At 61.0% G+C, this 22,861-nt stretch carries 21 protein-coding genes and 1 riboswitch; of the genes, 4 read left to right on the top strand and 17 right to left on the bottom strand.

The window, feature by feature from the left end:
• Position 1: 1 nt before the first annotated feature.
• The 14 genes from ribD to EWR20_RS12630 all read right to left on the bottom strand — a co-directional run bounded on the left by ribD (position 2) and on the right by EWR20_RS12630 (position 16,539).
• Complete coding sequence (ribD, locus tag EWR20_RS01360; RefSeq protein WP_129358418.1) at positions 2 to 1,054, bottom strand: bifunctional diaminohydroxyphosphoribosylaminopyrimidine deaminase/5-amino-6-(5-phosphoribosylamino)uracil reductase RibD; 1,053 nt, start codon at positions 1,052 to 1,054, stop codon at positions 2 to 4.
• Positions 1,055 to 1,740: 686 nt separating this feature from the next.
• Entirely contained in the window at positions 1,741 to 3,408 is a 1,668-nt protein-coding gene (locus tag EWR20_RS01355) for an MFS transporter (RefSeq protein ID WP_129358417.1), read from the bottom strand.
• A 2-nt stretch (positions 3,409 to 3,410) separates the two neighbouring features.
• Entirely contained in the window at positions 3,411 to 3,854 is a 444-nt protein-coding gene (locus EWR20_RS01350; protein WP_129358416.1) for a DUF2871 domain-containing protein, read from the bottom strand.
• A 224-nt stretch (positions 3,855 to 4,078) separates the two neighbouring features.
• Positions 4,079 to 6,139, bottom strand: coding sequence for an ABC transporter ATP-binding protein/permease (locus EWR20_RS01345; RefSeq protein WP_129358415.1), 2,061 nt, complete (start codon positions 6,137 to 6,139; stop codon positions 4,079 to 4,081).
• Entirely contained in the window at positions 6,136 to 7,356 is a 1,221-nt protein-coding gene (locus EWR20_RS01340; protein ID WP_129358414.1) for a hypothetical protein, read from the bottom strand. Before EWR20_RS01340 ends, EWR20_RS01345 begins: the two co-directional genes overlap by 4 nt.
• A 14-nt stretch (positions 7,357 to 7,370) precedes the next feature.
• On the bottom strand, positions 7,371 to 8,249 hold the full coding sequence (locus tag EWR20_RS01335) for a hypothetical protein (protein ID WP_129358413.1): 879 nt from the start codon (positions 8,247 to 8,249) through the stop codon (positions 7,371 to 7,373).
• Between the two features lie 59 nt (positions 8,250 to 8,308).
• The gene (locus tag EWR20_RS13080) at positions 8,309 to 8,671 is read right to left on the bottom strand and encodes a peptidase inhibitor family I36 protein (protein WP_366150731.1); all 363 of its coding nucleotides are present in this window, start codon (positions 8,669 to 8,671) and stop codon (positions 8,309 to 8,311) included.
• Positions 8,672 to 8,866: 195 nt separating this feature from the next.
• Complete coding sequence (locus EWR20_RS01330) at positions 8,867 to 10,168, bottom strand: LLM class flavin-dependent oxidoreductase (protein ID WP_129358412.1); 1,302 nt, start codon at positions 10,166 to 10,168, stop codon at positions 8,867 to 8,869.
• Entirely contained in the window at positions 10,165 to 10,959 is a 795-nt protein-coding gene (locus tag EWR20_RS01325) for a 3-oxoacyl-ACP reductase (protein WP_129358411.1), read from the bottom strand. Before EWR20_RS01325 ends, EWR20_RS01330 begins: the two co-directional genes overlap by 4 nt.
• Positions 10,960 to 11,035: 76 nt before the next feature.
• Positions 11,036 to 11,132, bottom strand: a riboswitch (TPP riboswitch).
• A gap of 15 nt (positions 11,133 to 11,147) precedes the next feature.
• Positions 11,148 to 12,569, bottom strand: coding sequence for an iron uptake transporter deferrochelatase/peroxidase subunit (gene efeB / locus EWR20_RS01320; protein ID WP_129358410.1), 1,422 nt, complete (start codon positions 12,567 to 12,569; stop codon positions 11,148 to 11,150).
• Positions 12,570 to 12,584: 15 nt separating this feature from the next.
• Entirely contained in the window at positions 12,585 to 13,913 is a 1,329-nt protein-coding gene (gene efeO / locus EWR20_RS01315; RefSeq protein ID WP_129358409.1) for an iron uptake system protein EfeO, read from the bottom strand.
• A gap of 65 nt (positions 13,914 to 13,978) precedes the next feature.
• Positions 13,979 to 14,851 carry an iron uptake transporter permease EfeU gene (efeU, locus tag EWR20_RS01310; protein ID WP_129358408.1) on the bottom strand — a complete coding sequence of 291 codons (873 nt, stop codon included), beginning with the start codon at positions 14,849 to 14,851 and terminating at the stop codon, positions 13,979 to 13,981.
• Between the two features lie 154 nt (positions 14,852 to 15,005).
• Positions 15,006 to 16,436: an MATE family efflux transporter gene (locus EWR20_RS01305; RefSeq protein WP_129358407.1), complete on the bottom strand. Its 1,431-nt coding sequence runs from the start codon at positions 16,434 to 16,436 to the stop codon at positions 15,006 to 15,008.
• Positions 16,396 to 16,539: a hypothetical protein gene (locus tag EWR20_RS12630; RefSeq protein ID WP_165000921.1), complete on the bottom strand. Its 144-nt coding sequence runs from the start codon at positions 16,537 to 16,539 to the stop codon at positions 16,396 to 16,398. The genes EWR20_RS01305 and EWR20_RS12630 overlap by 41 nt, the downstream gene beginning before the upstream one ends.
• Here EWR20_RS12630 and EWR20_RS01300 point away from each other — a divergent pair.
• Positions 16,538 to 18,946: an ATP-binding cassette domain-containing protein gene (locus tag EWR20_RS01300; RefSeq protein ID WP_129358406.1), complete on the top strand. Its 2,409-nt coding sequence runs from the start codon at positions 16,538 to 16,540 to the stop codon at positions 18,944 to 18,946. The two genes, EWR20_RS12630 and EWR20_RS01300, sit on opposite strands and share 2 nt — an antisense overlap.
• Positions 18,947 to 18,965: 19 nt before the next feature.
• Here EWR20_RS01300 and EWR20_RS01295 read toward each other — a convergent pair whose 3' ends face one another.
• Positions 18,966 to 19,364 (bottom strand): RNA-binding S4 domain-containing protein, encoded by a 399-nt coding sequence (locus tag EWR20_RS01295; RefSeq protein WP_129358405.1) that lies wholly within the window; start codon positions 19,362 to 19,364, stop codon positions 18,966 to 18,968.
• Between the two features lie 712 nt (positions 19,365 to 20,076).
• Between EWR20_RS01295 and EWR20_RS01290 the strand changes: the two genes are divergently transcribed.
• From EWR20_RS01290 to EWR20_RS01280, 3 genes are all read left to right on the top strand, one after another.
• Positions 20,077 to 20,847 carry an SDR family NAD(P)-dependent oxidoreductase gene (locus tag EWR20_RS01290; RefSeq protein ID WP_129358404.1) on the top strand — a complete coding sequence of 257 codons (771 nt, stop codon included), beginning with the start codon at positions 20,077 to 20,079 and terminating at the stop codon, positions 20,845 to 20,847.
• A gap of 383 nt (positions 20,848 to 21,230) precedes the next feature.
• Positions 21,231 to 21,434 carry a cold-shock protein gene (locus EWR20_RS01285; protein WP_129358403.1) on the top strand — a complete coding sequence of 68 codons (204 nt, stop codon included), beginning with the start codon at positions 21,231 to 21,233 and terminating at the stop codon, positions 21,432 to 21,434.
• Between the two features lie 200 nt (positions 21,435 to 21,634).
• Entirely contained in the window at positions 21,635 to 22,150 is a 516-nt protein-coding gene (locus tag EWR20_RS01280) for a ferritin (RefSeq protein WP_129358402.1), read from the top strand.
• Positions 22,151 to 22,269: 119 nt separating this feature from the next.
• Here the strand turns inward: EWR20_RS01280 and EWR20_RS13015 are convergent, their stop codons facing one another.
• Both EWR20_RS13015 and EWR20_RS01275 read right to left on the bottom strand, forming a co-directional pair.
• Positions 22,270 to 22,392, bottom strand: a complete 123-nt coding sequence (locus EWR20_RS13015) for a hypothetical protein (protein ID WP_255411230.1) — start codon at positions 22,390 to 22,392, stop codon at positions 22,270 to 22,272.
• Positions 22,385 to 22,777, bottom strand: a complete 393-nt coding sequence (locus tag EWR20_RS01275; RefSeq protein ID WP_129358401.1) for a hypothetical protein — start codon at positions 22,775 to 22,777, stop codon at positions 22,385 to 22,387. Before EWR20_RS01275 ends, EWR20_RS13015 begins: the two co-directional genes overlap by 8 nt.
• Between the last annotated feature and the right edge of the window lie 84 nt (positions 22,778 to 22,861).

The following is a 22,861-nucleotide window of genomic DNA, read 5'->3' as shown; positions in this document are numbered from 1 at the left end:
ATCAGAATTTATAGTGTGTGACAATATCTTCGCCGAGCAATCCGATTCCCTGGTTTGTTCCATCCAGTTCGGAGCCCGCCGCGTCAATGAACAGCGGAATTGCATCTTCCAGCGTGTTCACCATGATCCCGCCCGTGGCCGAAATGCCTTGTCCTGCCAATTTCGGGGCGGAATACCAATAAATTTCATCGACAATTCCCTCGGAAATAAATGATGAAATGACTTTGGGGCCTCCCTCGAGCAAAACGTGGCGGATTCCCCGTTCTGCCAAGGTCTCCAATGCTTGGGTTGGCGACCGCGTCTTCAGCTGAAGTGTCCCCGGCTGTTTGCCGAGTATGGAGGTATCCGGAATCGGAGTCTGACCCAGGACCACCCGAAGGGGCTGACGCTCAGCGAGCGAGTGGTCGGGAAGTCGGGCGGTCAGCTGCGGATCATCGGCCAGCGCCGTTCCGGTTCCGATCACAATGGCATCGACCCGCTGACGCAACTGATGACCGTGCGCCCTGGCCGCCTCCCCCGTGATCCATTTGCTCGTGCCATCCGCCGCGGCAACACAACCATCTATGGTGCTGGCGATTTTCGCGGTGACGAATGGACGACCCTCTTCAACCGCGTTCCACCATCGAGCATTGAGCTCATGGGCCTCTTGGGCGAGACATCCTCCGCGAACCCGAATTCCGGCTGCCTCAAGAGCTGCTCCGCCACCTGCAGCATTCGACGTCGTATCCGATTCTGCGTAAGTCACGGAGCGAATTCCCGAGTTGAGGATTGCATCGGAGCACGGTCCGGTCTTTCCCGTATGGTTGCACGGCTCCAAGGTCACAAACAGATGCGCCCCCCGCATATTCAGGCCGGATTCGTGGGCTCGAGCAAGGAGAGACGCTTCGGCATGAGCAGTTCCGCTTCCCCTGTGATGATCGACCTCAATCACGGCTCCGTCGCCGCCGACGAGAGACGCCCCTACCAGCGGATTGGCCCCGCGTGGCCCCCTTGACGCGGCGGCCAAGGCGGCTCGCATTGCTCGCTCGTCTTCCTGTACAAATCCGTTTTTCATTGAGTCATTGTTCCCTCCGTGTGATACGTAATTGCAAAGCGGGTCAGATTTCTCTTTTCAACCTGGCCTAGAGACAACTGCTGACTGCACTCCGCCTCTCGCGCGGATGTCACTGTTTGAATTATTTATTTCGAATTTTTTCTCCGCACGAAACACGATGGCCATAATTTAAGTGGCGTACACCACACCATCATGTCGGAAACTTTTTATTCAGGATGAGTCTGCCCAGATCTTGAATCTCTCTTGCTGTATTACGTGCAATTTTTGATTTTTCCCGGCGTCAGAAGCTCATCCGCGACCGCCCCAGCCAGTCAACCTATTCTGAAATTCACTCGGACTCCGGATTCTCGCCGACGGAAGAATCGGACGATATGGGACAGATATTTCCTATAAGAAAGTCGGTTTCACGAGGTAAAACTACTCCCGTGAGAACTGAGCGCAGTATCGCGTGATCACCACGGGAGATTTTCAAAGGCCATGTCTACGTGTGTGCAACGTCGTGATTCAGTTGATTCTTTCCCGGGGATGCTGGTGGCCATGGACCCTTATTTCTCGGACGACGGCAGATCCCTCCGGTCAGGGCACATATCCGGACCGGGGGAGGTATACCCCGATGACCGTGGTACAGGAACCGAGCGTGTCCCAGACGTCCCAAGCTGCGCGGCAAGCCCGATCCATCCCGCGGGTCATGACGCTTCCTGGCTCGCGGCCCGTGACCGCGTTGAGGCTCCACGCAGCTTCAGCGAACCGATGAATCCGAGGACGAGGAACACGGTGGCCACGATCAGAGCCCACCGGACCGCGTCGGCGAATCCCGAGGTTAGGGCGTCTACCATAGGCTGGGCGTTTGGACCGAGGTGCCCGGTCTCGGCTTGCTGCCGTAGTTGCGGTATCGTTCCGCCGGCGGATTGGCGCGTGGTCTCCGCAAGTTGTGTCGCACGGTCGTGGCCCAGTCCTGTGCCGTCCAACGAGGCCGGCATCGTGAGGCTCAGGGACACGGACAGTGCCGCACCGGCGAAGGCAGTGCCGAGGGCAGAGCCGATCTGGCGCACCGTGGACTGCGTGGCGGAGGCTTGGCCCGAAACCTCCACGGGTATATCCCGCAGCACGGTTCCGGTCAGTTGCGCCGAAGCGAGACCGAGACCCAGACCGTAGACCACCAGGGGAATCGCCACGATCCACCCCGACGTCGACGGGCCGAGCAACAGCGCGAGGACCAGCACGCCCAGCACCTCCAGTCCCAGGCCGATCAGCACGGTGCCTTCAGCACCGAATCGCGCGGCGAGGTGGCGCGCGGAGGCCCCCGAGAAGAAGGCGCCCACGGCCATTGCCGCAAGGATCAGCCCCGAACCCATGAGACTCAGTCCGAGAGCGTTGGTCAGGTACAGCGGGAGCACGAAGATGATGGCGAACTCGCCCACGGCAACCATGGCCGCTGTGAGGTTTCCCCACGAAAACGTGGAGACCGTGAACAAATCGAGGTTGAGCAGCGCCGAGCGCTGGACCTTGTCACGGTGACGTTCCCACACCCCGAATAAGACGATCGCGACGAGGCCGATCAGCAAGGTCACGGGCACGATCGAGATCGCCGCGGTCTGCGGCCAGACCCACCCGCCGATCGAGAAATCGGTTTGAGGAGTCCACCAACCAAGGTTCGGTCCCTCGATGACCGCGAAAACGAGAGCCCCGAATCCGATGGCGCTGAGCAGGGCGCCGTCGACGTCGGCCCCCTTGCGTCGCTCCGCGTTGCGCGTGTTGGGCACCGTGATGATCGCGGCCGCAGCAATCACGAGCCCGAGCGGAATGTTGATGAGGAAGATCCAGGGCCACGAGGCCCATTGCGTCAACGCGCCGCCGGCAAGGGGACCGACGGCGGCGGCCCCGGACATCACCGCTCCCCACACGCCGAATGCGGGTGCCCGGTACTTGCCTCGGAACACCGCGTTCACGGTGGACAGCGACGACGGCATGATGAATGCCGCCCCCACGGCTTGGATAGCCCGGGCCGCGATGAGTGGTCCAGCGGAGACCGCAAGGGAGGCGTAGAGACTGCCGGCGACAAAGACCAACAGCCCAACGATGAACATCACCTTGCGTCCCCAACGATCCGCTAGCTTACCCGTGGAGAGCAGCAAGGCCGCGAGAAGGACCGCGTAGAGGCTGTTGACCCACTGGGCTTCCGTGAGGTCCAGGTCCAGGTCGGAGATGATCGCTGGCAGGGCAACCCCGACGATCGTGCCGTCCAGGACGATTACTCCCAGCCCGACGGCGAGGACGGCGAGCGCCAACCAGTCCTTGGAGGACGGCTTGGGCACTTCGTCGGTTTCCGGATTCGAAACGGCAACCGGGCTCATGACTAGGCCTGCACGGATTTCGATGAGTCTTTCTGGTCACGGATGACGGCTCGTCGCAGAGCGACGAACAGAACGATCATGCCCGCGGTGATCAGCATATGTCCCAGCCCGGCGATGCCGGAGATCATGGCGTTGGATTCCTGCCCGAGAACGGTGAGCATTCCGTGCCACACCATGGTGCCGGAGGTGACGATAACGCCGGCGTTATACAGCCAGAAGAACCAGGTGAACAATTTGGGGCTGCGGGAAAATCCGAATACCTTTTCCAAGGCCAGCGCCACGAGGAGCACGATGAATCCCAGTGTAAGAACGTGAGTGTGGACGAGACTCAGCTGAGTGAACCCACCTTCCGGGAAATCATGGGATTTGGTGAATTCCCGGTAGAAGAGCCCAGAGAGGACCCCCACCACCATGTAGATGAATGCGGCGTTGAATAGCTTTTTCATAATGCTCCTATGGGCATTGTGTCGGCAAGTGAAGTGGCTCGGTATTGAATCCGAAAACTAGGTTTTTCAATTTCACCAAGTCAGCGCCTAATCGACATCGCCGGAAAGATTGAGTTCGAATCAACCATTCGGATGATGCACTCGCTTCGTCCGACCCATTAGGAACTCGATCGACCTCGTGGTCTGCAGGTTCGCGGGTTCTTCTCCGACCAACCCGCCGGGCGTCATGCGTGCATGAGCGTCTCCACAGGGTCCGTCTTCCCGGCTTTCCACGCGGGGTAGGCGCCCGCGAGCAGCCCCACGGCCAGACCCGCGACGACGCCGCCGAGCACCGTGTCCATCCGGAGGATGGGTCGCCAGTGGTTCACGAGGCTGATGGACGCGACCGCGTCCAGGGCAAGGGCCGTGCCGAGGATCGTACCGACGGCGCTCGTGAGCACGGCTTCGGCGGAGAACTGTGCCGCGATACCCAGGGGTCGCGCCCCCACGGCGAGCCTCAGCCCGATCTCCCGCCGTCGCTCCAGGACGGCGACCAGGAAGGTGTTCATGATACCGATGGTCCCGATCAGCAGGGTCACACCGGAAAGAATCATCAGCAGAGAGCGTTGCTGCTGGTCAACGGCTTGTCGCAGAGTTTCGGGTTCGGGTGGAACGCTCGCGGAGAACAGTCCCGGCTTGCGCGGACTCAGCGCCGTCGGTGCCTCCCGCCCCACTTGGCTCGCCGCACCGGGCGACGTTGCCACGATGATCTTGGTGGCTCCGCCCTCATGACCCTCAAGGGCGATCCCCAACGGCGTGTAGACGGCCCCGTGGTCCTCGGACAAGGAAGGATTTTCCGAGGCCACGCCGATTACGGTCAGCGGTGTGGCCCCAACGTACAAGGTGAGCCCCGGAGTCCACGGGGTTCCGAGCGAGTTCAGGAGGGAACGACCAACGACGGCGACCCGGTCCCTACGGGCGACGTGGCCCTCGTCGAAGCCTCGGCCTTCCTCGATTTTCTGCCCCTGGGCTTCAAAGACTGTCGGGGTCGCGGAGAAGACCTCGGTTTGAACCCGTCCGTCGAACTGATTGTCCTGCTTCGGGACAGTCGTGATGGTCTCCATGCCTTCCGTGGCGGGCCGGACGACGGCGGTCACGTTGACCCCGTTGAGCCGGCTCAAGGAGGCGTACTCCGGCCCCGCCGCCAGCTCCACGGCTTGCTCTCGCGACAGCGGCGTCTTGCTCGTCTGGGTCAGAACGACGTGCTGGGCCTTGAAGACATCGAATGCGTCGGAGATCTGGCCCGCGATGGTCGAGGTGATGCCCGAGGTCAGGACCAGCGTCGCGACGCCGAGCATGACCCCCAAGGTGGTCAGCATGTTTCTTCTGAATCGCAATGACACCGCTTCCGCGGCCTCTTTGAGGCTCGTGAGCAGCCATCTAGACTTTGCGGGGATCGCCGCTTCCTCCGGCGCAGCCCCTCGCCTTTGCACCGGAACCATCTCAAGGACCCGCATCGAGTCCTGATCGGGTGCCGGCGTCGAGCCGATCGCAACGGCCTGATTGGGTTCCCGAGTCGGCGACGTCGTCTCGACCAGCCGACCGTCCTCGAGGGAGAGCACACGGTCGCATTGGGAGGCGACCCACGGATCGTGGGTCACGATCACGGTGGTCTGATGACTTCCGGTCTGTTCGCGGAGGATCTTCAGGACTTCGGCGGAACGGCGCGAATCGAGGGACCCGGTGGGTTCGTCGCAGAGCAGCAATTTCGGGCGGGTGACCAATGCGCGTGCGATCGCGACCCGCTGCTTCTCGCCTCCGGAGAGCACCGCGGGCCGAGCATCGCGGCGATGCGCCATACCCAGCTCGGCGAGCATCCGCTGCGCCGCGGCCCTGCGCTGCCCTTTCCCCACCCCCATGTATTTGAGCGGCAATTCGACGTTGGCTAGCGCGGACTTGTGATCGATCAAATGGAATGACTGGAACACCAGCGCGATCTTTTCCAGACGAGTTCCCGCGCGGTCCCGAGGACCCGTGCCAGTGACCTCCACTCCGTCGAGAACGTATGTCCCCTCTGTCGGAGGCGCGAGAAGGCCGAGGATGTTGAGCAACGTCGACTTGCCGGAACCGGAGGGCCCCACGATCGCGACCATGTCCCCGAATTCGAGCCGGATGTCCACGTTCTCGAGCACGGACGTCCGGGCCTCCCCGTCGCCGAAGACCTGCGTGATCCCTGTGGCCTCGACGCAGGGGCGGGCGTCCGCATTCGGTCTGACCTTCGGAACGACGCCGGCCTCGGCGCTCACCCTTCCCCACCTCGATCGGTGCCGATGCGAATCGTGGTCCCCTCAGAGAGCTCCCCGCTCAGGGGCTCGACCGCGTTCTTCCCGTCGGTGGAGAACAGCACTCGGACCGGCACATCGTGCGTGTCCTGGCCGTCCACCACGGTCACCCGGGTCTCATTGTCTTTGGTCCACAGCCCCGAGCTGGGGACCACGAGTTGCCGAGGCCGCGATTCGTCAAGGATCAGGTGCCCGGTGACCGTCCCGTGGACCTTGTCGATGTCCGGGCCGACGTCGACGAGGATGGCTCGGTCCACGGATCCCTCATCGGCTTTACTTCCTGCCGCCTCCTGGGCCACAGGCTGGGGAGCACCTTGCGCTCCGGCGCCCTCACCGGAAATCGATGTGGGCCTCTGCGCCGCGTTCGGCGCCACACCGGTGCGGCCTTCCCGGCCCGAGTGCCTCGAGCCAGTGTTCTCCACGACCTCCGTGATGGCGTACTCCGTGGTCCCCAGCGATGGCACCGTGACTCGTTTTCCGACCCCGGCTTCCGGGGTCAGCTGGCCGCCGACTCCTGTGCACCGCAGGCGCGCGCCCTCGGCGGACAAGGTTGCGATGGGTCCTCGGGATACGGGCCCGGTCGATCTAGGTTCGTCGATGACTTTTCCGGGGCGTTCGAGATACTGGAATGATGTGGCCGGAATGGCGTCCTTCTTGTCGATGGGCTCGTAGCCGAATTGTTTGTACAGGCGGGCCAGGGCGTCGTAGGTCGCCGCATTGATCAGGTCACGGGCTTCGCCCGAGCGTTTTCCTTGGAGCCCCAAGGCGGAGAGGCTCTCATTGAACTGGTGGGCGTCGGGGCCGCGGTCTCCGTCACGAAGGTCTCTGTACAGGGAGAATCGGCCGATCATCGCGAACGGCGGTTTGCCGTTGACCTCGGCGAGCAACGATCCCTGGTCGATCTCTTCGTGCGGCGCGACCGCGATCTTCGTGTACTGTCCTCCTTCCTCCGAGGGCGGGGCCTGCACCGTGAACGTGGAGCCGTAGCTAGACGTGCATGTCACGGGCACGGTCGTGCGCAATTGGTCCCGCGTGATTGTTGCGGTCAACGTTGAGGGCGGAGGAGCTTCCGCGTCGGCCGCTTTCTGCGCCGAGGTAGTGAAGGACGACGCCGCGATCCAGGTGACCACGACCACGGCCACAAGGATCGCGGAGAACAGAGCGAGACCCTTTCTTTTCATGATCTCCTCCGGACTCACTGCCCCAGGATCGCGAGGACGTTAGACTCAGCGGCCCTTTTCGCGTCGCTGACCTTGGTGATCAGCCCCTGCTTTTCCTTGAGGAACGTGGTCAGGTACGCGTTGAGCTGCTTCCGGAGTTGGTTCTCGAAGTCGACCTTTTCCCGACACTTCGCATCAGCCACGGCGATATCGATACCGGGGTTCTTTATTTTCGCGTGAATAATGTCCGGAGTCTCGAATTCGAGGTTCTCATCGTTTTTCATGCATTCGGACCACTTCTTTTCGAGGCCTCGAGTCTCCTCCGAGTCCATAGCCGCATTGACGTAAGGGAGCGGCAGGTTCCCTGCGGCGCCTTCGAAGACAACACCAGATTCCGCGGAACCGAAAACTTTTTCATAAGCGAAAGCCAGGCAACCATCCTTGGAGATGCCACCAGGCACCCCCTCCACACTCACCGAACCGTTCTCGGGGTCCCCGATAAATACGGAGATCGCCTTCTTTTCCATGTCTGAAGGTAGAGATTCAGGATCTTCCAGCCCGGCGTCAGTCACATATCCCTGAACCCGAGCATCTTCGACGTTGAGTTCCGACGGGCTCGCCAAACTACGCACCGACGGGGTCTTATGTGATCGGGCGACCCACCGCGCCCCATGGTTACTGACACACTGTCCGATTTCTTTCTCGACCGCGTCATGCATCGCCGGGGTCTGACGGAAGAGTTCATCCACTTTTTCGATGGCCTGGGGATCGGGCGACGTCGCGGCAGCGAGGCTTTCGATGGCGAGACTCTCGGAAGACTCGCTCGCATTAGGCTCGCTCTTCGCCCCGCCCTCGGCGGCCCCGCACCCCACAAGGAAAAACACCAGAACAGAGAAAAAAGTAATCTTTTTCATTATTCTCTTTCAGCCCGGCGACGGCGACCGTCAGGCCGCCATCGCCAAAAACTAATACGTCAGACTTGTTTCACGAAATCTGCCATGTCATTAAATCTGATGCTTTTCAAATTGTCCTCATACCAGCCGGGCGGCAGGGTTTGGCCAATAAACTGACGACCCCGACGCCACTCACCAATACCTTCGGAAGCCCTAACGTTCGCGTTGGTCCACGAACTCGCGCGATCGTGAAGGGCTCGACTCAGGTCCGTATACCCGTTGTAACCGTTAATGACCTGCGACGAACCGCCACGGCGAGCATGCTCATAGACGCACACATTGGAGGTGGGGCATCCAAGTACGGTAGCGGAAGCGGGTGGTGCCCCGATCACCAGACTCGATGCCAGACCACAAGCTACTAGCGAGCCAGCCAGAAGTTTCATCGATATTAACGATTTCATGTTTCCCCGTTACGGATGAATCACTAATAATGGCAAGAAGTATCTTAAGTGACTTGGGGCACCCGGGCAAGGGATTCGGCACGAAAAGTCTAGAAATTTTAAGTATAGATATAAAATCTATACTTATTCCCCGTGGCCTGCGGAAATGTCGTCATTTCCGTACATCACCCCCCTGGTTCACCCGCTAGCCAGATGCCCCCGGAGGGTCGCGGCGTCGTAGTCCGTGCGGAAGCGGCCACGTTTCTGGAGTTCCGGAATCACCTGGTCCACGAAGTCCTCGATGCCGCCCGGCAGGGTCGGGGGCATCAGGTTGAAGCCGTCCGCTCCCCCGTGGTCCAGCCAGTGCTCGATCTGATCGGCAAGGGTCTCCGGGGTCCCGACCATGGTGCAGTGTCCGCCACCGGCCGCGAGCCGCCCCAGGAGCTCGCGCACCGTGGGGCGCTCGGCTTCGATGATGCGCAGAATCGTCGCGTACCGCCCTTTGGGTCCGGTGAACTGCTCGAGCGGTTCGAGCTCCGGGACGGGCGCATCGAGCTCCCAGTCGCTGCAGTCGCGCTGCACGAATTTTCCCAGCTGGCGCAGGGAGGCCTCGACGGGCAGGAGCTCGTCCAGCTCCCTTCGCTTCCGTTCGGCTTCCTCGACGGTCGAGCCCACGTAGGTCACGAGCCCAGGCATCACGACGACGTCGTCCGGGTTCCGTCCCGCGGCCGCGGCCCGACGCCGAATGTCGGTGCGGTATTTCTCGCCCTGTTCGAGGTCGTAGGCGACGGCGTAGATGCCTTCCGCGCGACGCGATGCGAGGCTTCGTCCCGGTTCGGAGGCGCCGGCCTGGAACAGCACGGGCCGACCCTGCGGCGGTTCGGGTACGTTGAGCGGGCCAGCGACCGAGAAATGCTCGCCCTCGTGGTCCACCCCGTGGATCATGGTCGAGTCGGCGTAGCGCCCCTCGCGATCGGCCAGAATCGAGGCGCGGGGCCACGAATCCCAGAGCGCCTGGACGGCGTCGACGAACTCTTCAGCCCGGCGATAGCGTTCGTCGTGCCCCGGCAGGGTTGTACCACCGTGGTTGCGGGCCTCGGCATCAAACATGGACGTCACGACATTCCAGCCGATCCTCCCGCCGCTGATGTGGTCGAGGCTCGCCAGAATCCGGGCCGCATGGAAAGGAGTCCAGAATGAGCTGGACACCGTGCTGACCAGGCCGATCTTCGATGTCGCCCGCGCCATGGCGGCCAGGCACGTGAGTGGTTCCAGGAACCACGCCGGAGAGTCCTCGAGGTTGCCGGGGCTCAGCGACTGGCCATCGGCGAAGAACACGGCGTCGAGTTTGCCGCGTTCGGCAGTGCGGGCGAGCTCCTCGTAATAGTCGATCTCGCCGAGCCTCTCGACCGAGGAGCCCGGGGCCCTCCAGGCCGCATTGTGGTGCCCGCAGCCGTAGATGAACAGGTTGATGTGTGCGTGCTTCTTTCCAGCGTTCATCCTTTGACCAGCCCTCCATCGACGATCAGGTTCTGCCCGGTCACCGCGCGGGCCCACGGGGAAGCGAAGAAGAGAATCGCGTCGGCCATTTCGTCCGGGGTGGTCACGGAACGCAGTGGCGTTCCCGCAGCGATCATGTCGAAGACCTCATCCGGAGTTGCGGAGCTCGCATCCGTTTCCCTCAACAGACCACCGGAGACCATATTGACCGTAATTCCTTCCGGGCCGAGATCCTGCGAGAACGTGCGCGTCAAGGAGAGCAGGGCGGCCTTGGCCGCCGTGTAGTCGTGGTACGGGACCACGGGGTTCTGGAACAGGTTCGTGCCGATGTTCACGACGCGCCCGAAGCCCCGTTCGGCCATACCGGGTCGGAGCGCCTGGATCATCGCGAGCGGCCCGTGGAGCGACCCGTCGATCTGTTTCTGGAATTCCTCGGCGGTGATGTCGGCGGCTTTCGACCGGGCCTCGCCGTTGAAGCTGAAGTCCACCAGGGCGTTGTTGACCAGCGTGGTCGGTGCGGTGCCGAAGAATCCGGAGGCTGACGTCGCGAACTCTCGAATGCTCTCCCCGTCCCGAACGTCAAGGGCCGCGCAACGGGCTCGGTCCGGGAATTCGTCGACGATGCGGGCGGCGTCGTCCTTGCTCTGGTGGTACCCAATGACCACCTTTGCCCCTTCGCCGAGGAAAGCGCGGCTGATGCTCTCTCCAAGGCCCCTCGCGCCGCCGGTCACCACCACGATCTGCTCGTCGATGGGCAGAACGCTCGATACGGTGGTGGGATTTTCGGTCATGGTCTTTGCCTCTCCATCGAGGCGAAGGCACCCGAAAGAGCGATTCCCGCAACCGCTGTTGCGGCACGCGGATGTAAGTGCGCTCTGCGGACATTCCCTTCGCCAGTACTAGCTGAATCAGGTTCTACGGGTTTCATCTCAGCCTCCCTTCGGAGGCACCCCGTGTCGCGCGTCTCATGTTAGCACCGCTACTCGAACAGGCCCTGCCCAACCATCTCGTCTCCGTCACGAATGCCCGCGGGCACGGCGAAGAGCGCCGATGCCTGGTGCTGGAGATACTCCGTCAGGGCATCCTGCTCCGTCATTTTCTTGAGAGTCGGGTAGAAACCTTTCCGGGGATCTCGCACGTAGGCGATGAAGAACAGACCCGCATCCAGACGCCCGAGGGAATCGTTGCCGTCCGTATAGTTGTAGCTGCGTCGAAGCATCCGATGACCCCCGTTGTTCTCAGGGGCGACGACGGCCACATGCGAGTCCGTGGGAATCACGGGTTCCCCGTGGTCATCCTGAGCCGTGAAGTCCAGTGCTTCGAACTCGTCCGACGCCCGAGGCGAGGCGATCGACAGTGGCGCACCGTACTGCTTGTCCCGGCCGATCACCTCCTGCTGTTCGGAGAGCCGTACTCGATCCCAGATTTCGAGGTACATGTGAATCTTTCGTGCCACGAAATACGTTCCACCGTTCATCCACTGTGCGTTGGGATCATCCTCGGGCTGAACCCAAACGTTGTCGCCGAAGAGGTCATCGTCGTCTTCCGCTTTGAGGTTGGCCGTACCATCCTTGAATCCGAAGAGATTACGGGGTGTCTGCTGTCCCCTCGACGTCGAGGAACTGCGTCCGTAACCGATCTGACTCCACTTGAGCGTCGCCGAGCCGAAGGCGATGCGGGTCAGGTTTCTGATCGCGTGGACGCAGATCTGAGCGTCATTGGAGCACGTCTGGATCAGGATGTCCCCGTCGCTGGATCCTGCCCGCAGGGCTTCGTTCGCAAATTTCGGAACCCCATCGCTCAGGATCTTGGGCATCTTGTCCTTGAGTCCAAAACGATCATTTCCGTGCTCATCGACGAAGAGCGAACGTCCGAAACCGAAGGTGATGGTCAGTCCGCTCGGCGAGTATCCCCAGGCTTCTCCGGTGTCCTCGGGCGGCATGTGGTGATTGCCCTCAGGAGCGCCGCCAACGAGTTCCCCCGCGCACATATGCTCTGCGGCGACCGTCCACTCGGAAAGCAGTTCTTTGAGTCCTCCGACATCCTGAACAGTCACATTAAAGGCGGCGGTATACATATTGTTTTGCGTGGGAGTCAGAATTCCCTGTTGTTTTTCCCCGCGAAAGGGGTACCTGAGTTCAGCCGGAGTGGCTGCTGCGGCTTCATCGCTACCCATGCGGTGACCGATTGCTCCACCGCCGAAGCCCGCAATGCCCAACAGGCCGGCCGCTCCCGCGGCCCCCACGAGCCGACGACGCGAGAAACCGAGGGTTTTCCCTTGAGTTGCTGCCGCCTCGTCGCCGGCCATGGCATCCGTAGGGTGTGTCTCTGCCCAGTGCGAGTTTTTGGCAGACGACGACGCAGCACGCGGTTCATCACCGAATGATGTGTGAGGTGACATTGATTCTTCCGTGGACTAGTGAAGGATCGTTCCCGCGATCTTGGACAGCGGCTCACCGAGAGCGTTGACCGCGTCGGAGAACTTTCGTTGGAGGTCGGTGTAATCCGAGTCTTTGGGCGCTTCCCCGGCGTCCTTCTGAACGGCAGCGATCTGGGAGTAGTCCTTGAACAGGGTGTTTCCGCCCTCGTCCTTACCGGTCGATTGTTCGTTGATCAGTGACTTCACCGATTCGAATTTTGACTCGATCTTCTCTGCCAGCTTGGGGTATTTGTCTTTCACCAAATCAGCGACATTCCCATAGGCAACCTCAGCTCCTTCGACGTTGGCCTTGAAGTCATAGGTATCCGTGTGCGAGAAAGTCTCTTCTTCACCCACGATCTTGGACGTGGCAACTTCTTCCAGGAGCGAGGAAGCGCCGGTTGCGACGTCGGACAATTCGAGTTTGAACTTGCCCTTGGCGCCGTCGATCTTGCCGTAGACCAGGTCGTAGAGCTTCTGGGTGTTTTCGTTCAGCTCGTCCGCGGCTCGTTTCCGGTCTTCGTCCGTGTCGAACTTGTACCCGGCGGAATCATCTGTGAACAGGTCCGCCTCAATCCGGTGCCAGCCGGTCCAGCCCTTGAGTACCTCCGGGTCCGTGGGTTTCTTGTGCGCATCCGCCGAGAGGTCCTGGACTCGGGCGTCCAACGCAACGTCGAGGTCCCCTCCTTCCTTGATGCCGAAGGATTCGGCGGTCGGCTCGATGCGCTCGTAATGCTGACGAGCCAACGGGTACAGCGTCTTCGCCTTTTGGTCATCGCCTGCGATGTAGGCCTTCGTGAACTCTTGGGTCGCACTCACCAGCTGACCCGTCTGGTCTTTGACGTACGAGGTGTAGTTCGAGATCGCGTGGTCCTCGGCGGCCTGGACATCTTTTGCTACTTCCACGTTCTCGCCTGGGATAACGTCGAGTTGGGCGAGTCCCACGAAGTTGCCGACCATATTCGGCTTGCACCCGGTGTAATACGTTCCTTCCTTGAGCGCCGTTGTCATGTGTGCCGTGGTGCCCGGCCCGATGTTTTCCTTCTCGGAAACGATCTGCAGTTTGTTCTCGGTCAGAACCTCGAATTCATTCGGCGTGGTCCCGTTGTTGGCGATCTCGAAGGCGACTTTGCCGGCCGGGATCTTGGCCGGATCGGTCGTGCACGTGTCGTTGGTGATGTTGGCTTTGACGGTCTGAACGGTTCCCCCGTTTGTGGACTCGTTGGATGAAGCCGACGAATTTGCGGGATTGTCAGTGCATGCCGACAGAGAGATGACCATAGCTATAGCGGCCGGAACAGCAAGAAGGTACCTTGTGTTTTTCATGTTTTCCTCTCGGGTTCGGTGATGGCGCGGACTACGGCGTCCGGCTCGGGGAAGGGATTGAGGGGTCAGTGCGCCTGAACGTGCGGTGCGGCCCGCGTTGCGGCGCGCTTGCCAGAGGAGACTTGGCGCGTGAAGAGAAAGACTGTGGGAACCAAGTAGACGACCCATGCGAGGACTTGCAACACCGTCGGCTGGAGATTGACCTGGAAAACAGCCTGTCCGAGCGTGTAGGTCCAGAAGAGGGGCGATGTGATCGCAGGCAAGCGATTGCTGAGGTCCCAAGCGTGGCTCATGATCCCGGGCAGCACGCCTGCTTCTTGCAGGTCGCCGATTCCGTAAGCGCAGATCCCGGCCGTCACCACTATCAGGAAATAACCGGTCGCGGAGAAGAAGAGGCGCATATTGATCCGACGAGCACCTCGGTAGACGATCCACCCGAGGGCAACCGAAAGTACCAGGCCTGTCAGCACGCCCGTGGTGGTCGCCAGGACGTTGGTTTGGATGGAAGATCGAACCGTTGCCCAGATGAAAAGCGCGGTTTCCACGCCTTCTCGGCCGACCGCCAGCACGGCAAGCCACACCATGCCCCACCCGCCTGAGCCACCCACCAAGGAGCGCTCCACCGAAGATTCAAGATCGTGCTTGAGCTGGCGGGAGTGACGGCCCATCCAGAAGATCATCCAGGTCACGAGGGCAACAGCAACCAGGGAAAGTGTCCCGCCGATGATCTCTTGAACCTGGAACGAAAGTGTCTTAGGCCCCCATGTGAGCAGTGCGCCGATGCCGAGAGGCAACAGAACCGCCACGCCGACGCCCAGCCACATCTTGGGCAGGACATCGCGGCGTCTGGCCTTGATCAGATACGCAACAAGGATCCCAATGATGAGGGAAGCCTCGAACCCCTCCCGGAGAGCGATCAACAAATTGGCAACGAACACACAGCCTCCCAAGACGATCAGCCGCTGGAGGCCCTGTCATGGGCTCGGCGGCTGGGCTCAAGAGAAGTATAACCTCACCACAAACCACGTTAATGCTTTACCGATGATCAAGTAAGCCTTGTTTTTCTCTATGGCTTCCCTGACCTATTCCGCGTCAGGCCCTGATCCATACGTTCGAGCGCGAGCGCCACCCGAGCGTGATTCCACGAAGTCCCATGAAGCCCATCGCATACGCGATCCAGACCCAGACGAAGCCCCTGGGATCGACGTCGCCTCCGCGGTCCGCGCTGAAAGCAAATACTCCCCAGAGCATCGGTGCGTATATCACCAACGAAATGAATGAGGCGAGGGCCAAATATTTCACGTCCTCGGCGCCGATGAGCACGCCGTCGAGAATGAAAACATAGGACGCCAATGGCTGTCCGATCGCAACCACGATCATTGCGGCACCGAAGAGCTGCTGAACGTGCGGGTCGGGGGTGAAGGCCCAGCCGAATCCGTATCCGATGATGGGACAGATCAGGCCGGTGATCACGCCGAAGCCCACGGACCATCGGATCAGGCGGTTCATGAGCCTTCTGACGTGCTCCTTCTCGGAGGGCAGACTCAGGTTCCGACTGCCCATCTCCTTTCCGAGTAAGGCTTGGGCCGCGATAGCGAGCGCGTCGAGCCCAAACGCCATGAACCCGAAGAGGGACATCGTCAGCTGATAGGCCGCCAAGTTGACCGGCCCCTGGTGAGTGACGACCAAAACGGTGAGGAGCATCGCGGCTCGCATCGACGCGGTGCGCAGCATCAGCCATGAACCGACGGAAAGTATCGCACCTACCCGGCTCGGCGACGTCGTCCAGCAGACATCATGGTCTCGGGAGCCTCCGACGATCATGACGAGGTAGACGGCGGCCATGCCCCATTGAACGAGTGAAGTGCCCATGGCGGAGCCTGCGACTCCGAGATGCAACGGGAAGACCAGGATCATATTGAGGATTACGTTGACCGCTGCACCGGTTGCCGCAACGTACAGCGGCGTCTTGGTGTCCTGGAGTCCTCGCAGAATCCCGAGGGCCGCGAGGACGATGAGCATACCCGGCAAACCCGGCATGGACCAGCGCATGTAGGCGACGGCGTGTTCGAGGGTTTCCTTCTGGGCACCCATCATGCCCAGAACGGCGGGGGCAAGAATCCAACCGGCGATGGCCAAGACAAGACCCAAACCGAATGCGACCCATAGGCCATCGCGGCCTTTCTCGTACGCCGCCTTGAGGTTCCTAGCGCCGAAGAATTTGGCAACGGCCGGGGTGGTCGAGTACGAGAGGAAAATCATGAGGCCGATGACCGTCTGAACTACCGTGGAAGCGACCGAAAGGCCCGCCAGCTGGGGCGTGCCGAGGTGGCCGACAATAGCGGTGTCGGCGAGGATGAAAAGCGGTTCCGAGATCAACGCGCCGAAGGCCGGTAGGGCCAGGGCGAGGATCTGCCGGTTGAGACTCTTCGCTGACGCCTCCGATGAGGTGTGTTCAGGTGCGTTATTCACCCGGCCAAGTCTAGGAGGTGAAAGGTTCGTCGAGCCACGGGCGGGCCCCATTACTACCCGAACGCTGTGCCCCAAACCCGTTGACTCCGTTGTTGTCCACAATCTGCTTGATGACCGTTCCGGCGGGCCAGGACTTCTGGTTAGATCGAGTCATGGCCAACACACTCCAGACAGTGCACCCCGCCGACTCCCATGAGCTGATCCGCGTGCACGGAGCTCGGGAGAACAATCTCAAGGACATCAACGTCGAGTTGCCCAAGAGGCGCTTGACCGTATTCACTGGCGTCTCCGGCTCAGGCAAGAGTTCCTTGGTCTTCGGAACCATCGCGGCCGACTCGCAAAGACTCATCAACGAGACTTATAGCGCGTTCGTCCAAGGGTTCTTGCCCACCCAGGCGCGACCGGAAGTGGACTTTCTGGACGGCCTCACCACGGCGATCATCGTGGACCAGGAACGTATCGGGAACAATGCGCGTTCGACCGTCGGGACCGTCACGGATGCCAACGCGCTGCTGCGGACCCTGTTCAGCCGCGTAGCCGAACCCAAGATCGGCGGCCCCAAGGCTTACTCTTTCAACACGCCCTCCGTGACCGCGTCCGGAGCGATGAAGGTCGAGCGAGGCCACCGCAAGGCGGTCAAGACGACATTCTCCGTGACCGGAGGAATGTGCCCCCGCTGTGAAGGCATGGGCTCGGTGACGGATCTGGACCTGGCGGAGGTCTTCGACGAGGCCAAGTCCTTATCCGATGACGCGATCAAAGTCCCCGGATATTCGGGCGGCGGCTGGAACGTCCGGCTGTTCAGCGGTTCGGGCTTCGTTGACCCGGACAAACCCATCAAAAAATTCACAAAGCGTGAGATGCACGATTTCCTGTACAAGGAACCCGTACGCATCAAGGTCGACGGCATCAACATGACCTACGAGGGCCTAATACCTCGCATCCAGAAATCGATGCTTTCCAAGGACAAGGAGTCGATGCAGCCTCACGTCCGAGCGTTCGTGGATCGCGCGGTGACCTACGTGACCTGCCCCGATTGTCACGGCACTCGCCTGACTCAGGGTGCACTGTCTTCCAAGGTCGACGGCAAAAACATTGCCGAGTTGTGCCAAATGCAGATCAGCGATCTGGCCGAGTGGGTCAGAAACCTCGAGATCCCCAGCGTGGGTCCTTTGCTCACGGCGCTACGTCACCTCCTCGATTCATTCGTAGAGATCGGTCTGGGCTATCTGTCCCTGGATCGGTCTTCCGGGACGCTTTCTGGCGGCGAGGCCCAACGGGTCAAGATGATCCGCCACCTGGGCTCCTCGTTGACCGACGTGACCTACGTATTCGATGAGCCGTCTATCGGGCTGCATCCCCACGACATCGAGCGGATGAACCGACTCCTTCTTCAGCTGCGGGACAAAGGCAATACGGTTCTGGTGGTCGAGCACAAACCGGAGATGATCGAGATCGCCGACCACGTGGTGGATCTAGGCCCCGGTGCAGGCAAAGCCGGCGGCGAAGTTTGCTACGAGGGCGACGTCGCCGGCTTGCGTGCTTCCGGTACTGTGACGGGCCAGCATCTTGACGACCGCGTGCATCTCAAAGACTCGGTTCGTCAGGCTTCCGGAAAACTCGAGATTCGCGGTGCCAACCGCAACAACCTGCGGAACGTGGACGTCGACGTCCCTTTGGGGGTCCTGACCGTGGTTACCGGCGTCGCCGGATCCGGGAAGTCCTCGCTGCTCCACGGTTCTTTGCTCAAGGGAACGCGGGGCGCAGAAGAAGGCATCGTTTCCATCGATCAGACTCCCATCAAGGGGTCGCGCCGGAGCAATCCCGCCACGTACACCGGCCTCCTCGAGCCGATTCGCAAGGCATTCGGCAAAACCAACGACGTGAAGCCTGGGCTGTTCAGTTCCAATTCGGAAGGAGCATGCCCAACTTGCAATGGCTCCGGGGTCATATTCACCGACCTGGGGATGATGGCGGGGCTCTCCACCGTGTGCGAGGACTGCGAAGGCAAACGTTTCCAACCCGAGGTCCTGGAATACAAATACGGCGGCAAGGACATCAGCGAAGTTCTGGCCATGTCGGTCGCCCAGGCGGAGAAGTTCTTCGGGCCGGGCGAGAACAAGCTTCCCGCCGCGCACAAGATCCTGAAGCGTTTAGACGACGTCGGACTCGGTTATCTGAGCCTGGGACAGCCCCTGACCACCCTCTCGGGTGGCGAGCGGCAGCGGCTCAAGTTGGCTACCCATATGGGAGAAAAAGGCGGGGTCTATATCCTCGACGAGCCGACCACGGGGCTTCACCTGGCCGACGTGGAACAGCTTCTGGGGCTGCTGGATCAGCTCGTGGAATCGGGCAAGTCGGTGATCGTGATCGAACACCATCAGGCGGTCATGGCACATGCCGACTGGATTGTTGATCTGGGTCCCGGTGCCGGTCACGACGGCGGGCGCGTGGTCTTCGAAGGTTCGCCGGCCGAGCTCGTCAAGTCCCGTTCAACAACGACGGGCCGGTACTTGGCCGACTACGTCCGCGGGGGTTTGCCCTCTTCCGCCGAACAGTAAACACCCCTGGGGAAGGGCCTCAGCCGTGACGTCCGCGGAGTTTCTCCAACTCGCGTCGTTCTTTCTTGGTTGGACGCCCAGCTCCGGGCTCGCGGCGTGGGACCGGGGCGGAAAGCGCCGTAGGACGCGGCGGGGAATGGTCGACGTAGCAGGTGCGGGCCACGGGCGCCCCGACTCGTTTGGTCAGCAACTTGATCACTTCAAAAACTCGCTCCCAGCCTGGCGTCCGAACCTTGACGACGTCGCCCACCCTGAGGGCTTGTGAGGCTTTCACGGGTTGGTCGTTGAGGCGGACGTGTCCTGCACGGCAGGCGGTTGTGGCCGAAGAGCGGGTCTTGTAGAGCCGGACGGCCCAGAGCCATGCATCCAACCGCACACTCTGCGGCCCTTCTTGCGGAGTCTGGTTCTCTGAGCTCATGGTCATCCAGTCTAGTCCGGACGGTGCTGCCCCGGGGCGTTCAGGCGACAACGCTGGTCGGCTCGGCAGGAATGATGCGGGCCACGTTGGGAGGCATTTACCCGATTCAAAGCCCTTTCCCTGCGCCGCGCCCCCACCAGGCGGAGGCCTCGGTTTAAAAAACCACCGGCCGGGAAGTGGAGCTATAGGGAAAACGCTCCACCCCCGGCCGATGGTCCGAGACGGATTCGCGGTCCGCCTCTCATCAATCACTCGCACCTTATGAGGTACTTATTAACCTAACCACCCCGACTGAGCTGCAACCTCACACCAGCTGAGAGCCTCCTGTTAATCAGGTCACGACTTGGACAAGTTCCTGTGTTCGGGCCTCTCCGAACGACCTTAAAGCGAAGCGTCCCGCTCGAGTGCGAGCACGAGCGGGACGTCGGCTTCCGCAAATCCCCCAAACGAGGAGCGCCGATCGACGTCGGCGTCTAGCCTCCATGCGGAAGCAATTTCCGACCCCCATAGCCGGCCGGAAAACCTTGAAGCAGATCCAGTTTGTACAAGATGTTGTATCTGTTGTATGTACCGATAATAACGGATCGGCGCCAAGAATTCAGAGGGATTTGGGTAACAATTTGTGATTTGTGGCACTTTTACTACTCGCCAGTACGGAAGTTGCGCACTCCGCACTCCCATAACGTGCGGTGAAGGCCGTAAAGTGGCTGACATGAACGATTCGACCGTTTCACCGAGCTCCATTTCGGAGTCCCTTGCCGAAATCCGACGCCTCGCCTCCACAGAACCCGATCGCCCGATCGCCGTGGTCACCGGGGCCTCAGGTGGCATCGGCTCACAGGTCGCACGGGATCTTTCGCACGATCACATCGTCGTCGCTATTGGGCGCAACAAAGATCGACTTGAGCAGGTCAAAGCCGACAGCGGCCCCGAGAGCACCATCGTGCCGCTGGTTCTCGACCTCGACGACGTTGAAAACATCGCGGAAACCCTCGGCGGGCTTCCGCGGGTGGATGCATTGATCAACGCTGCCGCCGTCGCTCCCAGGTTCACGCTCGAGGACGCCCGCCCTTCCGACTGGGAAGCGGCCCTTCGCACCAACGTGACCGCACCTGCGGAAGTCACACGCTCAGTTCTCCCTCAGTTGCGCGACTCCAAAGGAACCGTGGTGTTCCTCGGCTCGGGGGCGTCCCGCGCGTCCAACCAGTACAACGTGATTTATTCGGCCACCAAGCACGCGCTGCAAGCGACAGCGGACGGCTTCCGGAAACAAGTCTCCGAGAACGGCATCCGCGTGGCGACCGTCGCGCCCGGGCCGACCGACACGCCCATGGTCCGTTGGGACGACGAATATCCGAAGGCCGAGCCGCCGACATTCATCGACCCCGCGACCGTGGCGCGCTCGATTCGCCACGTCATCGACGCCCCTGACGACACCCAGATCACCGAGGTTTGGGTTAGGCCCCGCATAGAGGCCAAGTGAGGCTGGCTGTGCGGCGAGGCTCACGCCTCCTTCAGCGGATCTTCTGAATCGCAAGGACGTAGATCACCGCGCCGCACGGCAAACTCTTCACACAAGACCCCAATTGCCTGGTAGGGTAGTTAACGTACACGCCGAACAGCGACGCACAACGAGGTCCGTCAGCGACGTCGGCTTCTTCAATTCGAAACACACAGGCCCCCTGATCCATGGCGGGCCAATCATCAAACAAGGCGGCGACATCTACTATCCCGCTTGATCCCCCACCAATTTTTTGAGTTCTTTAAAGCAGTACGCCTGCATTCAGTAGCTCAAGAACCGCGTCGGCAGAATCGATGCGGAGTACATGGTCACCTCAGGTGGCCGACACGAAGGAAAGAATAATAATGGCTACAGGCACCGTAAAATGGTTCAACGTCGAAAAGGGCTACGGCTTCATCGCTCCCGATGACCAGTCCAGCGATCTCTTCGCTCACTACAGCGCCATCGAGGGCTCCGGCTTCCGCGGCCTCGAAGAGGGCCAGGCTGTTGAGTACCAGGCCGAGCAGGGCCCCAAGGGTCTCCAGGCTACGAGCATCCGCGTTCTCTAAACGCGTTGTCCCCGCAATGAGGGGATAGCTGAAAGGGCCGTTGGCGAACATGTGTTCGTCAACGGCTTTTTTGTGCTGCGGCACCCTAGGATTCCGTGTGGAAACCCTCCCCTAAATTTAGCCATTGCATACCTGAAGTTGGTTTGAGGAAAGGCTCCACACGGCTGACAACGCAGGAAATCCGGCTTATTCTCGAAGCTATGAAGATGTCTACAGACCTTGAAAAGAAATTCCAGGACCAAATCACTCTCGAGTTCGAAGCCTCGATCACCTACCGTCAGCTGGCCATCGAGGCCGATGAGCAGGACCTCCCCGGTATTGCCGCGTGGCTTCGCCACCAGGCGGACGAGGAAGTCGTTCACGCCAACAAGTTCATCGAGCACCTCTCGGACCGCGGCAACCACGCCGAGATCGGCCAGATCAGCGCGCCCTCGGTGAAGACCGGGCTGTCCGTGTTGGAGATCTTCGAGGCCGCGCTGGCCCACGAAGAGAAGGTTTCCCAGTCGATTCGCGACCTCTACCGCGAAGCCGACGCCGAGGGCGACTACGATTCTCGTCCTTTGCTCAACTGGTTCGTTGATGAGCAGATCGAAGAAGAGGCCACCGCCTCCGAGATCATCGGCCGCATCAAGCTGACCGACGGCGACGGTTCCGGAATCCTCCGCCTCGACGCAGAACTCGGCAAGCGCCCCGAAGAGGGCACCGAAGACGACTAAGAATCGATCGTCACTTTTACAGCGAAGGGCCCCCGAACCACAACGGTTCGGGGGCCCTTTGTGCCTGCATCTTCTGTGCGGGCACGAGCTGACTCCTCACGAGGCGTCAGAGTATGCGATCAGTCCTTGGAGTTTTTCTTGCCCTTGTCGATGCGCTGTTCCTCGGCCTCTTGGGTCGTTTCGCCTTCTCCGGGCTCTTCTTCGGAGATCTCTTCTTCAGGTCGATGGTTCGGTTCAGTCATGATGCTCTTCCTTTCGATCGGATGTTCCCGTGGCCTTTGGAGCGAGAATTGTCCGCCCGGTAGTCACACGGTGTTTTGCCGCCGCGAGGCAAATTGCCTCTCGCACGGCTTCGGGGTCCTGAGGTGTGCGATGCCAGACGATGCCTGCACTGGGGTCACTGCGATCCTTGGGGGTGATCCTCCACCCCAAGGAAATGAACGTCCTCGTCAGCGACGCGATATCCTCTGCTATGGGCGTACGATCCGGGTCGCGGACCGGGCAGCTGCTTGTTTGAAGCCCCCACCGGTACTTCTCGCAGATCTGCAAAGCCCACTGGGACTCGTCCTGCACGTACTGCGGAGGGATCGTGAGCATAGTAACCGACACCGGCTGGGTATCGTACAAAATGGTGAGCTCCTTTGCCCAGTGCATCAGTAACGATGTCTGACGCGAAATGCCGCGCCAAAACCCCCGGTGTCCGCAACACCC

The sequence above is a fragment of the Rothia uropygioeca genome, assembly GCF_004136585.1.
Lineage (GTDB): Bacteria > Actinomycetota > Actinomycetes > Actinomycetales > Micrococcaceae > Rothia.
The sequence above is the reverse complement of the archived record's forward strand: the minus strand, read 5'-3'. Positions and strand labels throughout refer to the sequence as shown.